The sequence below is a fragment of the Nostoc sp. ATCC 53789 genome (assembly GCF_009873495.1).
Lineage (GTDB): Bacteria > Cyanobacteriota > Cyanobacteriia > Cyanobacteriales > Nostocaceae > Nostoc > Nostoc muscorum_A.
In genome coordinates this window covers 4511242-4527986 of record NZ_CP046703.1, presented here as the reverse complement: position 1 = coordinate 4527986, position 16745 = coordinate 4511242, and the positions used below count along the sequence as shown (strand labels likewise).

The following is a 16745-nucleotide window of genomic DNA, read 5'->3' as shown; positions in this document are numbered from 1 at the left end:
TCTACATTAGGCATTCCCATGCAGAGCATGGGAACGAAAATAAGGCATATTACACTAAGTGAAAATTCACAATCCGAGCGAAACTCTCAGGTTCTAAACTTGCTCCTCCCACTAAAACGCCATCGATTTCTGGTTGAGCCATGATTTCATCAATATTATTTGGCTTCACTGAGCCACCATATTGAATTGATACATTTGGATTACTCAACTGGCTCCGAATTAAGCCAATGATTCGATTAGCTTCCACTGCTTCACAAGTTTCACCAGTGCCAATTGCCCAAATTGGCTCGTAGGCAATCACCAAATTATTCTGATCGATATCTACCAAACCTTTGTCGAGTTGGAGAGAAATCAGTGCTTCAGTTTCTCCTGCATCTCGTTGTTGTTTAGTTTCACCAACACAGAGAATTGGAGTCAAACCAAACCTTTGAGCAGTTCGGAGGCGCAGATTAACGGTTGCGTCCGTTTCACCAAAGTATTGCCGTCGTTCGCTATGACCGACAATAACAAAGCGTACACCACTTTCTGTCAGCATTGGGCCAGAAATCTCACCCGTATAGGCTCCATATTCTTCCCAATGGATATTTTGTGCCCCTAGTTGGATGAGGCTACCGTGCAAGGTCTTAGACAAAACACTTAAATCAGTGAACGGAGGACACAATATCACTTCTCGCCCTTGGGGGGTTTCCTCTAAGTGGGGCAGAAATCCTTGTAAAAACTCCTGGGTCTCTGCCTGGGTTTTGAACATTTTCCAGTTGCCGGCAATAACGATTTTCCGCACAGGTAATTTAGTCAAGATCCTAACGCGCTATTTAGATGCATTTTTCAGTTTATGACTTTTTGTTAGCCATTAGTCATTAGTCATTGGTCATTGGTCAAGAGTTATTCTTTTATGCACCACTGTCCCCCTACTCCCCAAACCCTTGTTAAAAATAACTAGGATAAGAGACAGGGGTAATTTAAAAATCCCAAAATTTCAAACCTCATATTGATATGACTTCGACATTACCTGTGCCTGAACCTGATCAAAGCGATTCTGCTAACACTGAAGCAAATTCTCTCAGTTGGGAGGAAGAATTGGATAGCGCTATTTTCAGTTTTGAAGACATTCAGACAGAACTGAACTATAAACAAGCACAAACCGCGCTGCGAAACTTAGTAGCCAATCTCGACCTCACCCCCCAAGAAAAAACCGGATTGGAAACGGAAATTGCTGATTTGGAAACTATGCTGGGGAAGTTAGACCGCATGGTGGTGCAGATTGCGGCTTTTGGCATGGTAGGGCGTGGTAAGTCTTCGCTACTAAATTCTTTGGTGGGACAAACAGTATTTGAAACAGGGCCTCTGCACGGTGTCACTCGGACTGCACAAACAGTTAATTGGAGTATTAGTGAAGAAGCGATTGGAAAAACTGAACGGGCTTTGCGAGTTACTCTCCCTGGTGTAGGTCAATCGCAGGTGGAATTAATTGATACTCCTGGGTTAGACGAAGTAGATGGTGCAACCCGTGCTGTGTTAGCCGAACAGATTGCGAAACAAGCAGATTTGATTCTGTTTGTAATCTCTGGCGATATGACGAAGCTAGAATATGCTGCCCTTTCTCAGTTGCGGGAAGCAGGTAAACCGATCATTCTGGTGTTTAACAAAGTAGACCAGTATCCAGAAGCAGACCGGATGGCAATTTATCACAAAATTCGGGATGAAAGGGTGCGGGAATTACTCACGCCTTTAGAGATTGTTATGGCTGCGGCATCGCCATTGGTGAAGACGGCGATTCGTCGCCCTGATGGTACTAGGGGCATACAGTTGCGTACAGGGAATGCCCAAGTTGAAGAACTGAAGCTGAAAATCTTGGAGATTTTACATCGTGAGGGTAAAGCCTTGGTTGCTCTTAATACCATGCTTTATGCCGACGTTGTAAATGAGCAGTTAATCGAACGAAAACTGATGATTCGGGAACAGAATGCCAATCAGTTGATTTGGAAGGCTGTGATGACTAAAGCATTAGCGATCGCACTTAATCCCGTAACTGTGGTAGATATTCTGAGTAGTGTGGTCATTGATATTGCTCTGATTTTGGGTTTATCTAAGCTCTATGGCTTCTCTATGACCGAATCTGGTGCTGTACAACTGCTACAAAAAATCGCCCTGAGTATGGGCGGAATTGGTGCTAGTGAATTGTTGGCGAACTTGGGTTTGAGTGGATTGAAAACTTTACTTGGTATCTCTGCAACAGCTACAGCAGGTATTGCCCTTGGCCCTTATATATCAGTGGCACTTACGCAAGGGGGAGTAGCTGGTGTTTCTTCTTATGGTATTGGGCAAGTTACCAAAGTTTATTTAGCCAACGGCGCGACTTGGGGGCCTGATGGACCAAAAGCAGTAATTAATCGGATTCTGGCAAATCTAGATGAAACCTCAATTCTCAACCGAATTAAAGATGAATTACTCCATAAGGTAAAACTCAGAAAGTGATGTATAGATTTATTTCAACTGCTGGTATTTTCCTCAAGCCAAGCGACTAAATCAGACACATTTGAAAAGTCTAAAAATTCTTCTTCTAATTGTTCAGTAGATAAGACTCGAATTCTCTTGAATATTGATGAATCTATATAACGGTGAAATTGTCGACAAAATTGGGCGGGGGCTAAATTTACTTGTGGGTATTGCTAATACTGATACTGATACGGAAAATAACTGGGTGACTTTAATACCAGATGAAGAGGTAATTTAAGTATATACACTAAAGAAGAATAACAGAAGCCTATAGACAGTGGAGTTCTAATTGATGAGAGAATATTAAATTAACCATCACAAAAGTTTAAATTCATTCATCATGGCGAAAATCCAGTTTTCTAAAGGTCTTGACGAAGTAGTAATTCCAGAAGTGCGGCTGACGCGATCGCGCACTGGTGACAGTGGTACAGCCACGTTTATTTTTACGAATCCGAAAATTTTAGATCAAGGTAGCACCGAAGATATTACCGGGATGTACTTGAGTGACGAAGAAGGCGAAATAATTACCCGTGAAGTGAAGGCTAAATTTATCAACGGGAAACCGGAAGCATTAGAAGCACTTTACGTGATGAAATCTGCCCAAGAATGGGAACGCTTTATGCGCTTCATGGAACGGTATGCTGAAGAAAACGATCTTGGACTCAGCAAAGCTGAAAAATAGTGTGTAGGGTGAATGGCGAATGGCTTATGTTGTTTTTTCATGTCCAATACGCCATTCTCCGTTCCCAATTGCCCATTATCAAAAGTTAAAACCCTTAATCCATGACACAACAACCACATCCAGATTCGCTTGGGATTACGGTAACTTGCGCTGTGGTTACTGTCAGCGATACACGCACACCCGAAACAGACAAAAGTGGTCAGCTAATTCAGCAGTTACTTCTTGGTGCTAACTATGCTGTTGGAGCCTACACGATTATCAAAGATGAACCAACACAGATTCAAGAGCAGATAGAAAATTTGGGTAAAAGCTCAAATTTGGATGCTGTAATTTTTAATGGTGGCACAGGTATTGCGCCAAGAGATACTACTTATGATGCCATTGAGAAGTTATTGGAGAAAACTTTGCCGGGATTTGGTGAGTTATTCCGTTTTTTAAGTTATCAAGAAATTGGTTCGCGAGCGATCGCTTCTCGCGCTGTTGCTGGTGTGTATCAAAATAAATTAATCTTTTCGCTTCCTGGTTCTAGTAATGCTGTGCGCCTGGCGCTGGAAAAACTGATTGTGCCTGAACTCACTCACTTGGTAAGTCAGCTTTGTAAGGGAGTGAAATGAGCAGCCTTTCAGGGGGGCTGCAATAAAACTAAGCTATGAGGCACTTAAATCATCCTTTCTACGCTTACATCTTGAGACTACCCAGAATTATAGTTAAACGGATGAAATATTCATACCACATAAGCAATGCAGCCTATTTACTGGAATTGCATAATTGCTCACGGCATCACTGCATTTTCATACTTTGGCATACCTATATTAACAGGGGTGTTCTTTGCCAAAACTAAGGCAACTATCCCTTCTAAGTTTTGGCTAGCCTTTTTATTATCAGGTGGATTCCTACTACTTTGCGGATTTCATCACTTTTTGGCGATTTTTGAAACACATTCGTCAATATCGCTATTGCACTTAGTCGTGCTTGATGTAATGGCGTTTGTTTCCTTGTCTGCCTTACTCTACCTAATGCCAACCGCCTATCAAATTGTAGAGGCGATCGCCAAATATGAAGAAGATAGCCGCGAACTTCAACGCAGCCAGCAGATGCAACGGCTATTTCTAGATCAGGGCCCATTTGGGGCCTATATCAAAGATGAGCAATCTAGAGTGCTTTATTACAACCAGGAGCTACAGTCTAGATTTTCAGTAGATTCACAAGAATGGTTAGGAAAAACGGATAGTGAATTCTTGCCAGATCCCGAAGAAGGGCAGAGAGTAATGGAAAACGATCAAGTCGTTTTGAAGACTCTACGCCCCTTAAAGCTGATTGAAGAGGTAAAGGTACCTGGCAATAATCAGCCGTGCTACTGGCTATCGTTTAAGTTTCCGTTTAGCGATTACGCAACGGGTGCTTACCGCATCGGTGGGATCAGTATCGATATTACAGAATCAATAGAAGCACAGCGATCGCTCACCGATCTAAATCGGCAGCTAGAAGAAAAAACGCTGAAATTAAAGGCAAAAAAACGGGAACTTATATATCTCTCAGATATGGCAGATATGCTTTATTGCTGCGAATCTGAAGATGAGGTATATCAAGTAGTCGCTTTAACCTGTTCCAAGCTATTTCCTAATATGAGTGGTTGTATATATATAATTGCTAATTCCAAGAATTATGTTCAGATGAATAGTTTTTGGGGAGATAAAAGAACCAGTAAAGAAGTATTTTCACTGTCTGAATGTTGGGCATTGCGGAGAGGCAAATTCAACCTTTTATCGTCTAGTAACTCAGGACTGATGTGCAACCATTTAATACAGCCTATTAGCGGCATACATTTGTGTGTTCCATTGTTTGGACAAGGCGAAGTAGTTGGGATTTTACATATCTATGCCCTTGAAGAAATCAGTCCAGAAGATCAACAAATTACTGAGATTATTGCTAGAACTTTAGGCTTTGCACTAAATAATCTATCGGTAAAACAACGTCTTACCCATGATAATTTGCGGGATGGGATGACCCAACTATTTAATCAAAGCTATATGGAAACTATACTGGAACAAAGGCTAGCGGAGGCTGAAAGGTCGGGACAACCTCTTAGTGTTATTTTTCTGGATATCGATAACTTCAAATCTTATAACTCGCGCTATGGGCATGTGACTGCCAATATTGTTATTCAGGGATTAGGAAAACTGCTGTTAAAATCTATTCGCTCTTTTGATATTCCTTGCAGATGGGGTGGTGAAGAATTTGTGATTGTCATGCCTAATATGACGCTGGAAGCGCTCAGGAAGCGAGTAGAACAATTAAGGGTAGATGTTGAACAAATGCAATTGAAGGATGGCGATCAGATCCTTCAAGGGATCACCGCCTCTTTTGGAATAGCTGTATCAGAACCAGGGATTACAGTTAAGGATTTTTTGAATCGGGCAAATCAAGCAATGCTTGAAGCAAAGCGAACAGGGAAGAATCGGGTTATGGAGTATGTAAATAGGTACGATTGAAATAATTCGTAATGACGCTCGATGACTCGCTAACGCTGCGCTAACGTAATTCTGTAAGCGGTGGAATAGAGTGTAGAGAAGCTCAGTGCAATTTCGCGTTTCTATGAGGCTTTTAGATAAAGCATTTTCCCGGATAAAAAAACAACTCCCTGAAGATGTGGGAGTTGTTTTTTATCTTTTACTATTTTCTCAAAACATGATTCAGAATGGAGCGATGCCTGGGTTGGGCTGCGCCTACGCCAAGCAGATGGCAGCCAAAATAGCCGCGATGACATAAAATACTCCAACCACTTGCAATTCTGACCAGCCAGTGAGTTCTAAATGATGGTGTAAGGGTGCCATTTTAAAGAGGCGCTTGCCTTTGCCATCAGGGCCCTTGGTGGCTTTGTAATAACTTACCTGTGCCATCACCGAAAGGGTTTCTACGAAGAAGATACCACTGAGAATGAACAGTGCTACTAAGGTGTTTGTTAATAACGCTACAGCAGCTAATGCTCCTCCCAGTGCGAGGGAACCGGTATCTCCCATGAAAACGCGGGCTGGGTTACGATTATGGGCTAAGAAACCTAAACAACCACCACTTAAAGCCGCACAAAAAACCATTAACCCTGGTGCTGTAGGTGCAATTAAGGCTCCTAATGCCAAAAGTGCGATCGCTACTGTTCCGGCTGCCAAGCCATCAATACCATCTGTTAAATTAGTCGCGTTACTTTCTGCAACTAGTACAAAACCTGCCAAAGGCCAAAATAGAAATCCTAATGGTAGTGTGAAGCTGACCCAAGGTAAAGCAATATTTGTAATATTAGAAGGTTGATTAAACATTAGCCAGAGGCAAAATACTGCCGCAAAACCCACTTGCAAAGCAAGTTTTGTTCGGGGAGATATACCTTTATTTGATTTCCGGCGCAGAATTTGCCAATCGTCAAGCCAGCCAATCAATCCATAGCTGGTTGTCAATGCCGAAACTGCAAGGACATCTGTAGCAAAATTAGACAATATGCAGGCAATAATTACACCTACAGGGATAAAGAATATACCTCCCATTGTGGGAGTGCCTGCTTTTTTTAGATGAGCTTGGGGCCCATCTTCGCGGATTATTTGTCCAGTTTTGAGTGCTTGGAGTAAAGGTATTACCCAAAAGCCAACCACACCTGAACCCATAGCACACAACAGCAGTGGCAGGGTTAGCGACATACTTTGCCAGGGTAGCCTGTTGGCCATCGAATCTAAGAAAAATGCTGTTGTACCTAACCCAACGGCTAATAAAGAGGCTAGTGCAATTCCAGAAATATTTAATCCTTGCTCAGGAGATAATTTAGCGTCCACAGAAGTTTCCCTTCACTCCACACTTATTAAAATTGAATATCAGTAGCTAGGGATACTACCAAGTCCCTAGCCTGAAAAGGCTAATCCTCGGCGATTCCTATATCGTCATCATCATCAAGGTCGTAGCCAATTCCATCTTCTACACCCATTAGGGAGTCTATTTCTTCTTCCCCATCTTGAAAATCCGGGTCTTGAACGTCACGTGTTATGATCCGACCTTTATTTTCCAACCAATCCAACATAGAGGACTCTGGCTTGAGGGGGATGACATGGGCTCGCTGGTTACGGGGTTCTTCACGTAATGGAGAGTTCAACATATCAAAGAAGACAAGAAAAGGTTTACGTAAGTTGACATTTAGAGTCTATCACTTGACACGGATTTATTTAGTTATCTTTTCAACCCTTTAGTGAATAAATCCGCATTCAGATAGAAATTTTTTATTTAATAGGCATAAGGCTTAAGTCAAGCAATTCTTAGTAAGTTTTATGGTTCTCCATATATGTGATGAATATCTTGTTTATGCTGATGGAAACTGACTGATTTTAGAGGTGACAGGCGATGATGGGAAAAGCGGCTCTCATGGATGCGATCGCTGGTACAAATCGCGGTTTACTAGCGACTGAAGCACAGAAACAAGCTATCTTAGCTGCGATCGCCAATTTAGAAGACTTTAATCCTACACCCCGCCCGGTAGAAGCTGGTAATTTGCTAGATGGCAATTGGCGATTACTATACACCACTAGCAAGGCTCTTTTAAATTTAGATCGTCTACCTTTTTGTAAACTGGGTCAAATCTATCAGTGTATCCGGGTAGAGACTACCAGTGTTTACAACATAGCTGAGATTTATGGCTTACCTTATTTAGAAGGATTAGTCAGCATTGCTGCTAAATTTGAGCCAGTTTCAGGTCGGCGTGTCCAAGTGAAATTTGAGCGGTCTATTATCGGCTTACAACGTTTAATAGAATACAATTCTCCGGGAACTTTTATCCAACAAATTCAAGAAGGTAGAAAATTTCCGGCGATTGATGTTGCCATAAACAGTGATAAACAGCAAGGCTGGTTAGATATCACTTATATAGATAACGATCTGCGGATTGGCAGAGGTAACGAGGGGAGTGTGTTCATATTGAGTAAAACATAAAGTTTGTACAAAAATACTATTTGCGAATGAAGGTACGCTATAACGTCTACCTTGTCAAGTAGGGTCTGATACCTTTTTAAATTTTGGGTGGGGGGGCAGGGGACAAGAGGTGAGAACTTGAAACAAGTCTTTCCCCTTGTCCCCAATTCTCCTTGTCCCCAAGTCCTCTTCCCAATGCCCAATTCCCAATGCCCAATGCCCAATTCAGACAAATAACTTAACAAAGACTCTAGCAGCGACCTTCAGGTTGTAGAGTGAAATCAATTAGCCCTCTAGATTGGCGATTGATAACTAAAAGGGAAAATAATCATGGTTCAACGTGGTTCTAAAGTACGTATTCTCCGCCCTGAATCCTACTGGTTTCAGGATCTAGGAACTGTGGCTTCCATTGACCAAAGCGGCATCAAATACCCTGTAATTGTCCGTTTTGAAAAGGTCAATTACTCTGGTATCAATACCAACAACTTTGCCCAGGATGAATTGGTAGAAGTTGAAGCACCAAAGGCTAAAGCAGCTAAAAAATAGCAGCAAAGCTACAAGGGGATTGTTTGATGCGATGATGAAGGGTAGTCTTAAGTCTGAAGTATGAAATCTGAAAATTTCAGTTCATTCATTCTTCACCCTAGCCTACCCTAATCTATGAGAGCCGCCCTGCGGGTATTTACGGTTTCTCTTGGGTAATAATACGAGCCATCTACGGATGTGTAAGTTTCTACCCCATCTCTTCTTTCTTAAATCCCCAAGTACATCAAAATTTTCTGCTTAATCAGCTTGAATGCCAGAACTGCCTGAAGTTGAAACAGTCCGAAAGGGTCTAAATCAATTGACTCTTAACCAAGAAATTACGGGTGGAGATGTGTTGCTCAATCGCACCATCGCCTACCCGTTTTCTGTTGGTGAGTTTGTTGATAGAATTGAAAAAAATGCGATCGCTACTTGGCATCGTCGCGGTAAATATCTCCTGGCCGAACTCTCTTCCCCTTCCTCAACCAGTTGGCTAGGGGTTCATCTGCGAATGACCGGTCAATTACTATGGCTGCATCGAGATGAACCATTACATAAGCACACGCGGGTTAGATTATTCTTTGGGGATCAGCAGGAATTACGTTTTGTCGATCAGCGCACCTTCGGTAAAATTTGGTGGGTTCCGCCTGGTGTTGCTGTAGAAAGTATTATCACTGGTTTGGCAAAACTGGCAGCAGATCCATTTTCGCCAGAATTCACTGTCGAATATCTAGCAAGTAAACTCAAAAACCGCCGCCGTCCGATTAAAACTGCGCTACTCGATCAGTCTGTGGTGGCGGGATTAGGCAACATTTATGCCGATGAAGCCCTGTTTAAGAGTGGAATTTTACCTGAAACTTTGTGTATAGATTTACAGCTAAAGCAAATTGAGCTTTTGCGAACAGCCATCATTCAAGTTTTAGAAACCAGCATTGAAGCTGGTGGTACGACATTTAGTAATTTCCTAAATGTCAAAGGTACTAACGGTAACTATGGTGGTGTTGCCTGGGTTTATAATCGCGCTGGAGAACCCTGTCGAGTTTGTGGTATGCCAATTCAACGGATTAGGCTAGCTGGGCGATCTAGTCATTTTTGCTCCGAATGTCAAACGCCAGGGGGAATTAGGAGACGCGATTAATCGCGTTTTTACAGAAATTGTTACTTCTAATTCGGAAGTCTCCTAAAATGCAGATAAAACAATCTAGAAATTTGAGAGGGGAATTCATGGCGGTTAAAAAGGGAGATATGGTTCGCGCTATCCGCGAGAAACTGGAAAACAGTCTGGAAGCAAAAGCCAGTGATACTCGCTTTCCTTCTTATTTGTTTGAAACCAAGGGTGAAATAGTAGATGTTAAAGGTGATTACGCCCTGATTAAGTTTGGGAAAGTGCCAACACCCAACGTTTGGTTACGCGTAGATCAACTAGAAGAGTTTAAATAAGCAAAAAGAATTCAGAAGTCAGAATTCAGCATTTATTCTGACTCCTGAATTCTTTTTGATAAAAATCGCACTTTAATAATTATGTCTTTTTCTCCTAACTCTCCAATTGTGTGTAATTTACCCCGTGTCACCATCGTGGGTGCGGGTAGGGTTGGTAGCACTTTAGCTCAACGCATTGCAGAGAAAAACCTTGCAGATGTAGTTTTACTAGATATTATCGCGGGAATGCCCCAAGGCTTGGCGCTGGATTTGATGGAAGCCAGGGGAATTGAAATACATAATCGCCAGATTATCGGCACAAATAATTATGCTGACACATCTGGTTCTCAAATTGTGGTGATTACCGCAGGACTTCCCCGCAAACCAGGAATGAGTCGGGATGATTTGCTGAAAACCAATGCCAAGATTGTGGTGGAAGCGGCAAAAAATGCGATCGCTCATTCTCCCAATGCTATTTTTATTGTCGTCACCAATCCGTTGGATGTGATGACTTATTTAGCTTGGCAAGCTACAGGTTTACCACGCGATCGCATTATGGGTATGGCTGGCGTGTTAGATTCCGCCCGTTTTGAAACCTTTATTGCCCTAGAATTGGGCGTTTTACCCGCCGATGTCAAAGCGATGGTATTGGGTAGCCACGGCGATTTAATGGTTCCCTTGTCTCGTTATGCTACCGTTAACGGCATTCCTATCACTGAATTGCTGGATGCAGCCACAATTGAACGCTTGGTAGAAAGAACCCGCAACGGTGGCGCAGAAATTGTGGAATTGATGCAGACGGGTGGTGCTTTTTTTGCTCCAGCATCGGCTACTAGCGTGATGGTAGAATCGATTTTATTAAATCAGTCGCGGTTGTTGCCTGTAGCGGCATATCTGCAAGGTGAATACGGTTTAGAAGATGTTGTAATTGGTGTTCCCTGTCGTTTGGGATGCGGTGGAATTGAGAGTGTATTGGAATTGACACTCAGCGATGAAGAAAGAGAGGGTTTGCATACTTCGGCTCAATCTGTGCGTCAAAATATTGAGCGATCGCAGGAAATTTTGGCTAACAAAAATAATTCCTAATTCGTAATTCAACATGTCATATAGTGCAATACGGTTCGGTTAAAGTAAGAGACGCGATAAATCGCCGTCTCTACAAAGGACTGATTATTGTAAAGACGGCGATTTATCGTGTCTTTGTGGATAATTTATTTTTTGCAATTCCCTTACTACATAAAACAGTCCCTCTCCGAGTCGGAGAGGGACAGACTTGAACTTTAGTTCAAGGCAGGGAGAGGTTTGTCAAACTCACCAGAATATTTGTGCCGTTCGCGTTAACGACGGTAATCCTCATCTGCGGGGTCGCCGTAGGGGTCTTCGCTAGCTGGGCGGACATCACCAAACTCCCCTGTGTCTGCGGGGTCGCCGTAAGGATCTTCACTAGCTGGGCGAACGTTGCCGTAAGACGATATATCTGCGGGGTCGCCGTAGGGGTCTTGACTGGCTGGAATAACGTTGCCGTAAGACGCTGGGTCTGCGGGATCGCCGTAGGGGTCTTCGCTGGCTGGGCGGACATTGCGATCGCGGAATTCAGCATTTTGATCAGCTTGATCGCTGTTCGATCCCAAGAGTAAATCTTTCGCCTTTCGGAAAAATTCATTTACCATAATCTAGTCTCCTGATTTAAGTTCGTGTTTCCGACGTGCGCGATGGCGTTATCCTCCGGGAAACCCGCTTTATATTTACACACGCTTCGCGGATCTAGAGTGCTGGTGCTGCGGATGAAGTTATACCAGTTAGATCGCGACCTGTGGCACTCCGGTTATAGCCCTGGAATTCCCGATACTTTTGTGCTTCAGATTCGGGTACTCGGATTCCTTCTGCTGGTGGCGTTACCCAGTGAGCGCGATGTTCAGCATCGCGGTAGTATACGCGCCCGTTCTTGGAAAGATAGTACTTACCTTGCGCTCCTTCTTGGGGAGCATTCTTATGCTGGTTGTACATGTAGTAAAGTGCCGCAGCCCCCGCCAAAAGTGCCACTTTTTGACCTGTACCCAATCCTTTCTTAACTTCGGTTTGGTTTGTGCGATCGCTGACTGTTCTACCAACGGTATCATCAACAGGTGGTGGTACTGAAGCTTTTTGGGAACCGCCTCCGCAGCTACTCAGCAAGGGTACCATTAGCAATGCCGAAAGTAGCACTGCAAATAGACGCGACACTATTTTACGTTCTTTAAATATTGTGTTCATTGGATTTCTTCATCACCTGTATTTGCTAAAAGCCTCGCTGTTGCAAAAACCAAGTTGGAAATCCTGTTATTTCACCTGGGATTGAAAAAACATATTTCACTTAATTTGTAACTGCACAGCTACAGCGTTTCACTTTTATGATGATTGGTTTTCTCAAGTCTTCCATCCTGCCTTTGAGAGAAATTGCATTCATCCCAAAGAAATATATTATTGATTTTTGATTAATCTATTTAGCTGAAACGCCGAAATATTCAGCAATTTCTCGGTTATTTTTTCTAGGTAAATAAATTATAAATATACAGCTACTATGATGATCTTTGCCAAAAAATAGATTAAATATGACATCAAAAAATATTGCCCAAACTAGAACTCGTCTGCTTTTGGCTTTGTGGGATTTGGGAGGAACGCAGCAGGAAGTTAAAAAGGGTCAACTTAGCAAGCGAATTGTATCTAAAAGCCAGAAGGTAGCTGATTATCAGGTTTCATTTGAAGAATTGCAGAATCAGGGTGCGATCGCAATTTCCAAAGGCGATTTTAAATTTGAAGGGACGATTGTCGGTACTTGGGCGGCGGATGCGTTGTTGAATATGTAAAAATACTAACTTACTACAACAAATTTCAGACAGTTAGTAATTTCAAGCTAACTCTACACATTAGCTCCTAATATGACACAAGAGATTAAATTCATCAAAGAAGAAACTTTCCACTATCAAGAGGGACAATATGTTGAATTTAAAGAGATAAAATCTGAAAAACCTCTTAACAAAATTGTAGATCATGCAGAACAATACATAATAGGATTTATCAATGCCTTGGGAGAAGGAGATATCTATCTAGGGATAGATGATGCTGGCAAAATATTAGGAATTAATCTTAGTCGAAGTTTAATAGATGAAATGCAAAAAAGAATAACTGATAAATTAACGAATGTACAGCCAGCTCTTCCCCCATCTTGTTATACTGTTTATCCCCATCCTGTTTATGACACCGAGGACAAGAAAATTAACGATTTATATATTGTACAAATACATACTTCAAAAATAGAAGAAGATTATCTTTTCAGAACATCAAATGGTTCACATTGGTTATATCAAACAGGAGGAGAAAGCCATTATCTTAAAAAGGAATCAAGCTGCATAAAGCTTGAAGGTGAAAGATTTGCACAAGAAATTAAATTTCGTCACCAAAGGTATTTAAGAAAAGAATTAGAAAAAATTAATAGGAGTTTAGAAAAAGATGCTGATAATATTAGCCTTTTAAAGAAAAAAGCTGAGATAGCAAAATTTATGGGTGATATAGAAACAATGGAGGAAACGTATGAGAAACTTATAATCTTAAATCCTAGTAATTCTAAAACAAGATTTGCTTATGCGTCTGCACGAAAAAGTATTGGTGATTTAGAAGGTGCATTGTCAACTATTCACGATGCTTTACAGTTTGACAAAAATGATTTTGATCTTTTAAAAGCACAAGGAGAGATACTTTTTATTGCAAATAGAACAGATGAAGCACTTAAATCTTATCAAGATGCATTAAAGCTTAATCAAGATGATTATACTATTCTGACTCAGATTGGTATTACATTTAGGGAGTTAGGTAAATACAAAGAGTCTATTAAGTTTTTTAATTATGCTCTTTTAAAATCTCCAAATTATAGGGCTGCAAAATATGAAAAGAAAAAGACATATTCCAAGATGTTTCAAGGAGGTATAAGAATTAATACAATTTCCTAAAAATAACTCAAAATTTAAATTTTCTTGTTTTATCAGTTTTTTAGAGCCAACTTAAGACTATTGCTTATCAGCCTTGTCAGACTATGTACCATATTCAAGATTGGGTACTATCTGATTACCTGATTGAGTAACAAATAAACCACTTTGTTTTTATAACCTCTGTGGAAATTCTATATATATTATGTTATAACTATCACATTACCTGCTTATGGGCATTTATTTCCGTTGACGATACTGCAACGGTGTATTCTCATGTTAGCCTTACGCCACGTGACGATTTATTGTGTGTTACGTAATGCATTAAGCGTGAATGTCCATAGTAGGTATTTTTTTAGCGAAGCTAGTAAGCAGTTGTGAGCAAAGATACTTCCCATTCTTTATTACTATATGATAGCTGTAAAGAACTATCAGAAAAATTTAAAAAATTAGAATCTCCACAAGATGTTGCACAACTTCTAGAAGTGCCGTACAAAAACTTAATTTATTACATTTACCGAAAGTCTGAAGATTCACGATATAACACTTTTATAGTACCTAAAAAATCTGGTGGATCTAGAACTATTCATTCTCCCAATAAATCCTTAGCAATTATTCAGAGGAAATTGAGCCAAGTTTTATATACTATTTATCGTCCTAGAGCATCTGTTCATGGTTTTGCTGCTAAACGAAGTATAGTTACTAATGCTAAAGCCCATATTAAGAAGAAATTTATTTTAAATCTTGATCTCAAGGATTTTTTTGATTCAATTAATTTTGGTCGAGTTAGAGGTGTTTTTATTGCAAAGCCTTACGAAGTAAACGAAAAAGTTGCCACTATATTAGCTCAGATTTGCTGTTTTAATAATAAGCTACCTCAAGGAGCGCCAAGCTCACCAATTATCTCAAATCTTATTTGTGCAAAAATGGATAGCGAATTACAAAGATTCGCTGAAGAATATGGTTTATTTTACACCCGATATGCTGATGACATAACATTTTCAATCAACCGAGATGAGTTACCGTCTGCGTTAGTTGATAGTTATAAGAAAGGATTACCTCATGTGGTTTTAGGAAAAGAGTTGAAGTCAATTATAGAGAAAAATGGATTTCAGATAAATGATGCAAAGGTTAGACTAGCTTATAAAACACAGAGGCAGGCAGTTACTGGTTTAATTGTTAATAAATCTGTTAATGTTAATCGCAAATATATACGTAATCTTTATGGCGCTCTTCATGCTTGGGAAAAATATGGTTTGGAACAAGCAGTAGAGACTTACATATCTAAATACGCAAAAAAACCAATTTTGCCAGAGAAGGATATACCAGCTTTTCTTGATTCATTGCGGGGAAAAATCGAATTTATAGGAAGTGTCAGAGGTAAAGATGATGATCTATATCAAAAATTACTCAATATTTTTAATGGGCTAAGAAGGAAAGAAGCTGATAAAGAAAGTATTGCAGTTGAATAGCAATCGCTTTATCGCTTTTACTTCCTCCGCAATTTACCTATTAACTAAAAATAGCAAAATATATCTCTTTTCTTACCTTCGCGCTCTTTGCGCCCTTTGCGGTTCGTTTAAAAGTACTGAAGTGCAAGCTATTTTGTGGTTAATTCATTTATGAATAATTAATACTATCTATTGACTTAATTTGATTTTATGAGAAGTAATAACGAGCGATCGCACAACCCACTACAGCGATCGTTATCTTCATCTTTTCCTCAGTATTTTTCATTTATAGTGACAAACTTTACATAAACTTTATACTTAGCTACTGTGTAATTTCATTTACATGATACAAGAGATTTAGTACTGTCGAAGAAACACATTATACTTACTACACTGGTGTTCATTGATAACCAACCTGTACCAAGTTTAAGACTTAGGTGAGATGACCCATGTATTATCAAATTTGGAATTTCTTTCTTAAAGAAGATAAATACATTTATTGGCAAGAAAAAATAAAATTTAACAAAAGCTATGACAAAGTTACATGGCAAAAGGTTATTGATTTTTTGTCGTTAGTAGAGCAAACATTCCAATTGAAAAGTCAACTAGCAGAAACCGATAGCCTTGAGCCATTTCTTAAGTTAGCAAAAGACAATGGTCATAATTTGACGGCAGAAGAACTTGCGTGGTTTCTAGTTACAAGAAGACAGATTTGGGATCTTTTTGATTTTGCACAAAAAACGCCATCTCTCAAAGAAGAATTGCTCATTGCGAAAAATCCGCAGCAGTTTGTCAACATAGCTGCTGATAATGGCTATAGCTTTTCTGTAGAAGAGTTAGCTTGGCTGTTAATTGAAATCAAATCATCGGCAGAAATAGTATCTATCAACAACAGTGTTGGGGAGATTCTCACAGGTTCAAACTATGGCAGAATTGACATAGGATACTGGATTTGGCTAGCAGAAGATTGGGGAATTGTGCCACCATTCTGTCATCGAGAGAAGCAGGGTAATTTATTATTTGGAGATACCAATAATCCTTTTTTACTCGATCGCTGTTTTCTACCCAAGAGCTATTTTAATCAACGCCTTTTGGTAAGTATTAATTCGTAATGATGTATATAGCAATCCGTGCAGGAGTTACGAACAAAAAGATGCCCTACTTTTATAAAAAACCGGGCATCTGAGCCTCTCGATATAGCTGCGTCAAAATTCAAAAAATTAAATTTATAAAACTTAATTAAAAATTACAAATTATACAGTGAAGCAT

The 16745-nt window shown here is 40.3% G+C and carries 19 protein-coding genes and 1 pseudogene; 14 read left to right on the top strand and 6 right to left on the bottom strand.

Going from position 1 to position 16745, the window contains the following annotated elements; genetic code table 11:
• Positions 1 to 49: 49 nt before the first annotated feature.
• The gene (gene tpiA, locus GJB62_RS18630; RefSeq protein ID WP_114082822.1) at positions 50 to 781 is read right to left on the bottom strand and encodes a triose-phosphate isomerase; all 732 of its coding nucleotides are present in this window, start codon (positions 779 to 781) and stop codon (positions 50 to 52) included.
• A gap of 212 nt (positions 782 to 993) precedes the next feature.
• Between tpiA and GJB62_RS18625 the strand changes: the two genes are divergently transcribed.
• Positions 994 to 2475 carry a GTP-binding protein gene (locus GJB62_RS18625; protein WP_114082821.1) on the top strand — a complete coding sequence of 494 codons (1482 nt, stop codon included), beginning with the start codon at positions 994 to 996 and terminating at the stop codon, positions 2473 to 2475.
• Positions 2476 to 2489: 14 nt separating this feature from the next.
• On the opposite strand, the gene GJB62_RS18620 is transcribed toward GJB62_RS18625, so the two are convergent.
• Positions 2490 to 2588: a DUF4351 domain-containing protein gene (locus GJB62_RS18620; RefSeq protein ID WP_306297097.1), complete on the bottom strand. Its 99-nt coding sequence runs from the start codon at positions 2586 to 2588 to the stop codon at positions 2490 to 2492.
• Positions 2589 to 2602: 14 nt separating this feature from the next.
• Between GJB62_RS18620 and GJB62_RS37500 the strand changes: the two genes are divergently transcribed.
• The 4 genes from GJB62_RS37500 (at position 2603) to GJB62_RS18605 (ending at position 5670) form a co-directional block, all read left to right on the top strand.
• The gene (locus GJB62_RS37500) at positions 2603 to 2734 is read left to right on the top strand and encodes a D-aminoacyl-tRNA deacylase (RefSeq protein WP_220186658.1); all 132 of its coding nucleotides are present in this window, start codon (positions 2603 to 2605) and stop codon (positions 2732 to 2734) included.
• A 102-nt stretch (positions 2735 to 2836) separates the two neighbouring features.
• Complete coding sequence (psb28, locus tag GJB62_RS18615) at positions 2837 to 3178, top strand: photosystem II reaction center protein Psb28 (protein WP_114082820.1); 342 nt, start codon at positions 2837 to 2839, stop codon at positions 3176 to 3178.
• Positions 3179 to 3279: 101 nt separating this feature from the next.
• Entirely contained in the window at positions 3280 to 3792 is a 513-nt protein-coding gene (locus GJB62_RS18610; RefSeq protein ID WP_114082819.1) for a MogA/MoaB family molybdenum cofactor biosynthesis protein, read from the top strand.
• A 126-nt stretch (positions 3793 to 3918) separates the two neighbouring features.
• Positions 3919 to 5670 carry a diguanylate cyclase gene (locus GJB62_RS18605; protein WP_114082818.1) on the top strand — a complete coding sequence of 584 codons (1752 nt, stop codon included), beginning with the start codon at positions 3919 to 3921 and terminating at the stop codon, positions 5668 to 5670.
• A gap of 234 nt (positions 5671 to 5904) precedes the next feature.
• Here the strand turns inward: GJB62_RS18605 and mraY are convergent, their stop codons facing one another.
• Both mraY and GJB62_RS18595 read right to left on the bottom strand, forming a co-directional pair.
• Complete coding sequence (mraY, locus tag GJB62_RS18600) at positions 5905 to 6996, bottom strand: phospho-N-acetylmuramoyl-pentapeptide-transferase (protein WP_114082817.1); 1092 nt, start codon at positions 6994 to 6996, stop codon at positions 5905 to 5907.
• An 80-nt stretch (positions 6997 to 7076) separates the two neighbouring features.
• Positions 7077 to 7313: a DUF3134 domain-containing protein gene (locus tag GJB62_RS18595; protein WP_114082816.1), complete on the bottom strand. Its 237-nt coding sequence runs from the start codon at positions 7311 to 7313 to the stop codon at positions 7077 to 7079.
• 242 nt (positions 7314 to 7555) lie between these two features.
• Between GJB62_RS18595 and GJB62_RS18590 the strand changes: the two genes are divergently transcribed.
• The 5 genes from GJB62_RS18590 to mdh all read left to right on the top strand — a co-directional run bounded on the left by GJB62_RS18590 (position 7556) and on the right by mdh (position 11149).
• Entirely contained in the window at positions 7556 to 8140 is a 585-nt protein-coding gene (locus GJB62_RS18590) for a PAP/fibrillin family protein (protein WP_114082815.1), read from the top strand.
• Between the two features lie 309 nt (positions 8141 to 8449).
• On the top strand, positions 8450 to 8665 hold the full coding sequence (locus GJB62_RS18585; RefSeq protein WP_114082814.1) for a photosystem I reaction center subunit IV: 216 nt from the start codon (positions 8450 to 8452) through the stop codon (positions 8663 to 8665).
• 250 nt (positions 8666 to 8915) lie between these two features.
• Positions 8916 to 9782, top strand: coding sequence for a DNA-formamidopyrimidine glycosylase (locus GJB62_RS18580; RefSeq protein ID WP_114082813.1), 867 nt, complete (start codon positions 8916 to 8918; stop codon positions 9780 to 9782).
• 86 nt (positions 9783 to 9868) lie between these two features.
• Entirely contained in the window at positions 9869 to 10084 is a 216-nt protein-coding gene (locus tag GJB62_RS18575) for an NAD(P)H-quinone oxidoreductase subunit O (protein ID WP_114082812.1), read from the top strand.
• A gap of 81 nt (positions 10085 to 10165) precedes the next feature.
• A complete protein-coding gene (gene mdh / locus GJB62_RS18570) occupies positions 10166 to 11149 on the top strand; it encodes a malate dehydrogenase (protein ID WP_114082811.1) in 984 nt (327 codons plus the stop codon).
• 251 nt (positions 11150 to 11400) lie between these two features.
• Here mdh and GJB62_RS18565 read toward each other — a convergent pair whose 3' ends face one another.
• Complete coding sequence (locus tag GJB62_RS18565; protein WP_114082810.1) at positions 11401 to 11733, bottom strand: translation initiation factor; 333 nt, start codon at positions 11731 to 11733, stop codon at positions 11401 to 11403.
• 94 nt (positions 11734 to 11827) lie between these two features.
• Entirely contained in the window at positions 11828 to 12316 is a 489-nt protein-coding gene (locus GJB62_RS18560; RefSeq protein ID WP_114082809.1) for a hypothetical protein, read from the bottom strand.
• A gap of 338 nt (positions 12317 to 12654) precedes the next feature.
• Here GJB62_RS18560 and GJB62_RS18555 point away from each other — a divergent pair.
• The 4 genes and pseudogenes from GJB62_RS18555 to GJB62_RS18540 form a co-directional block, all read left to right on the top strand.
• Positions 12655 to 12900, top strand: a pseudogene (locus tag GJB62_RS18555) (hypothetical protein); the annotation flags it as partial.
• 81 nt (positions 12901 to 12981) lie between these two features.
• On the top strand, positions 12982 to 14049 hold the full coding sequence (locus tag GJB62_RS18550; protein ID WP_114082808.1) for an ATP-binding protein: 1068 nt from the start codon (positions 12982 to 12984) through the stop codon (positions 14047 to 14049).
• Positions 14050 to 14402: 353 nt separating this feature from the next.
• The gene (locus GJB62_RS18545; RefSeq protein ID WP_114082807.1) at positions 14403 to 15497 is read left to right on the top strand and encodes a reverse transcriptase domain-containing protein; all 1095 of its coding nucleotides are present in this window, start codon (positions 14403 to 14405) and stop codon (positions 15495 to 15497) included.
• 428 nt (positions 15498 to 15925) lie between these two features.
• Positions 15926 to 16588 (top strand): Nif11-like leader peptide family natural product precursor, encoded by a 663-nt coding sequence (locus GJB62_RS18540; RefSeq protein WP_114082806.1) that lies wholly within the window; start codon positions 15926 to 15928, stop codon positions 16586 to 16588.
• Positions 16589 to 16745: the final 157 nt, after the last annotated feature.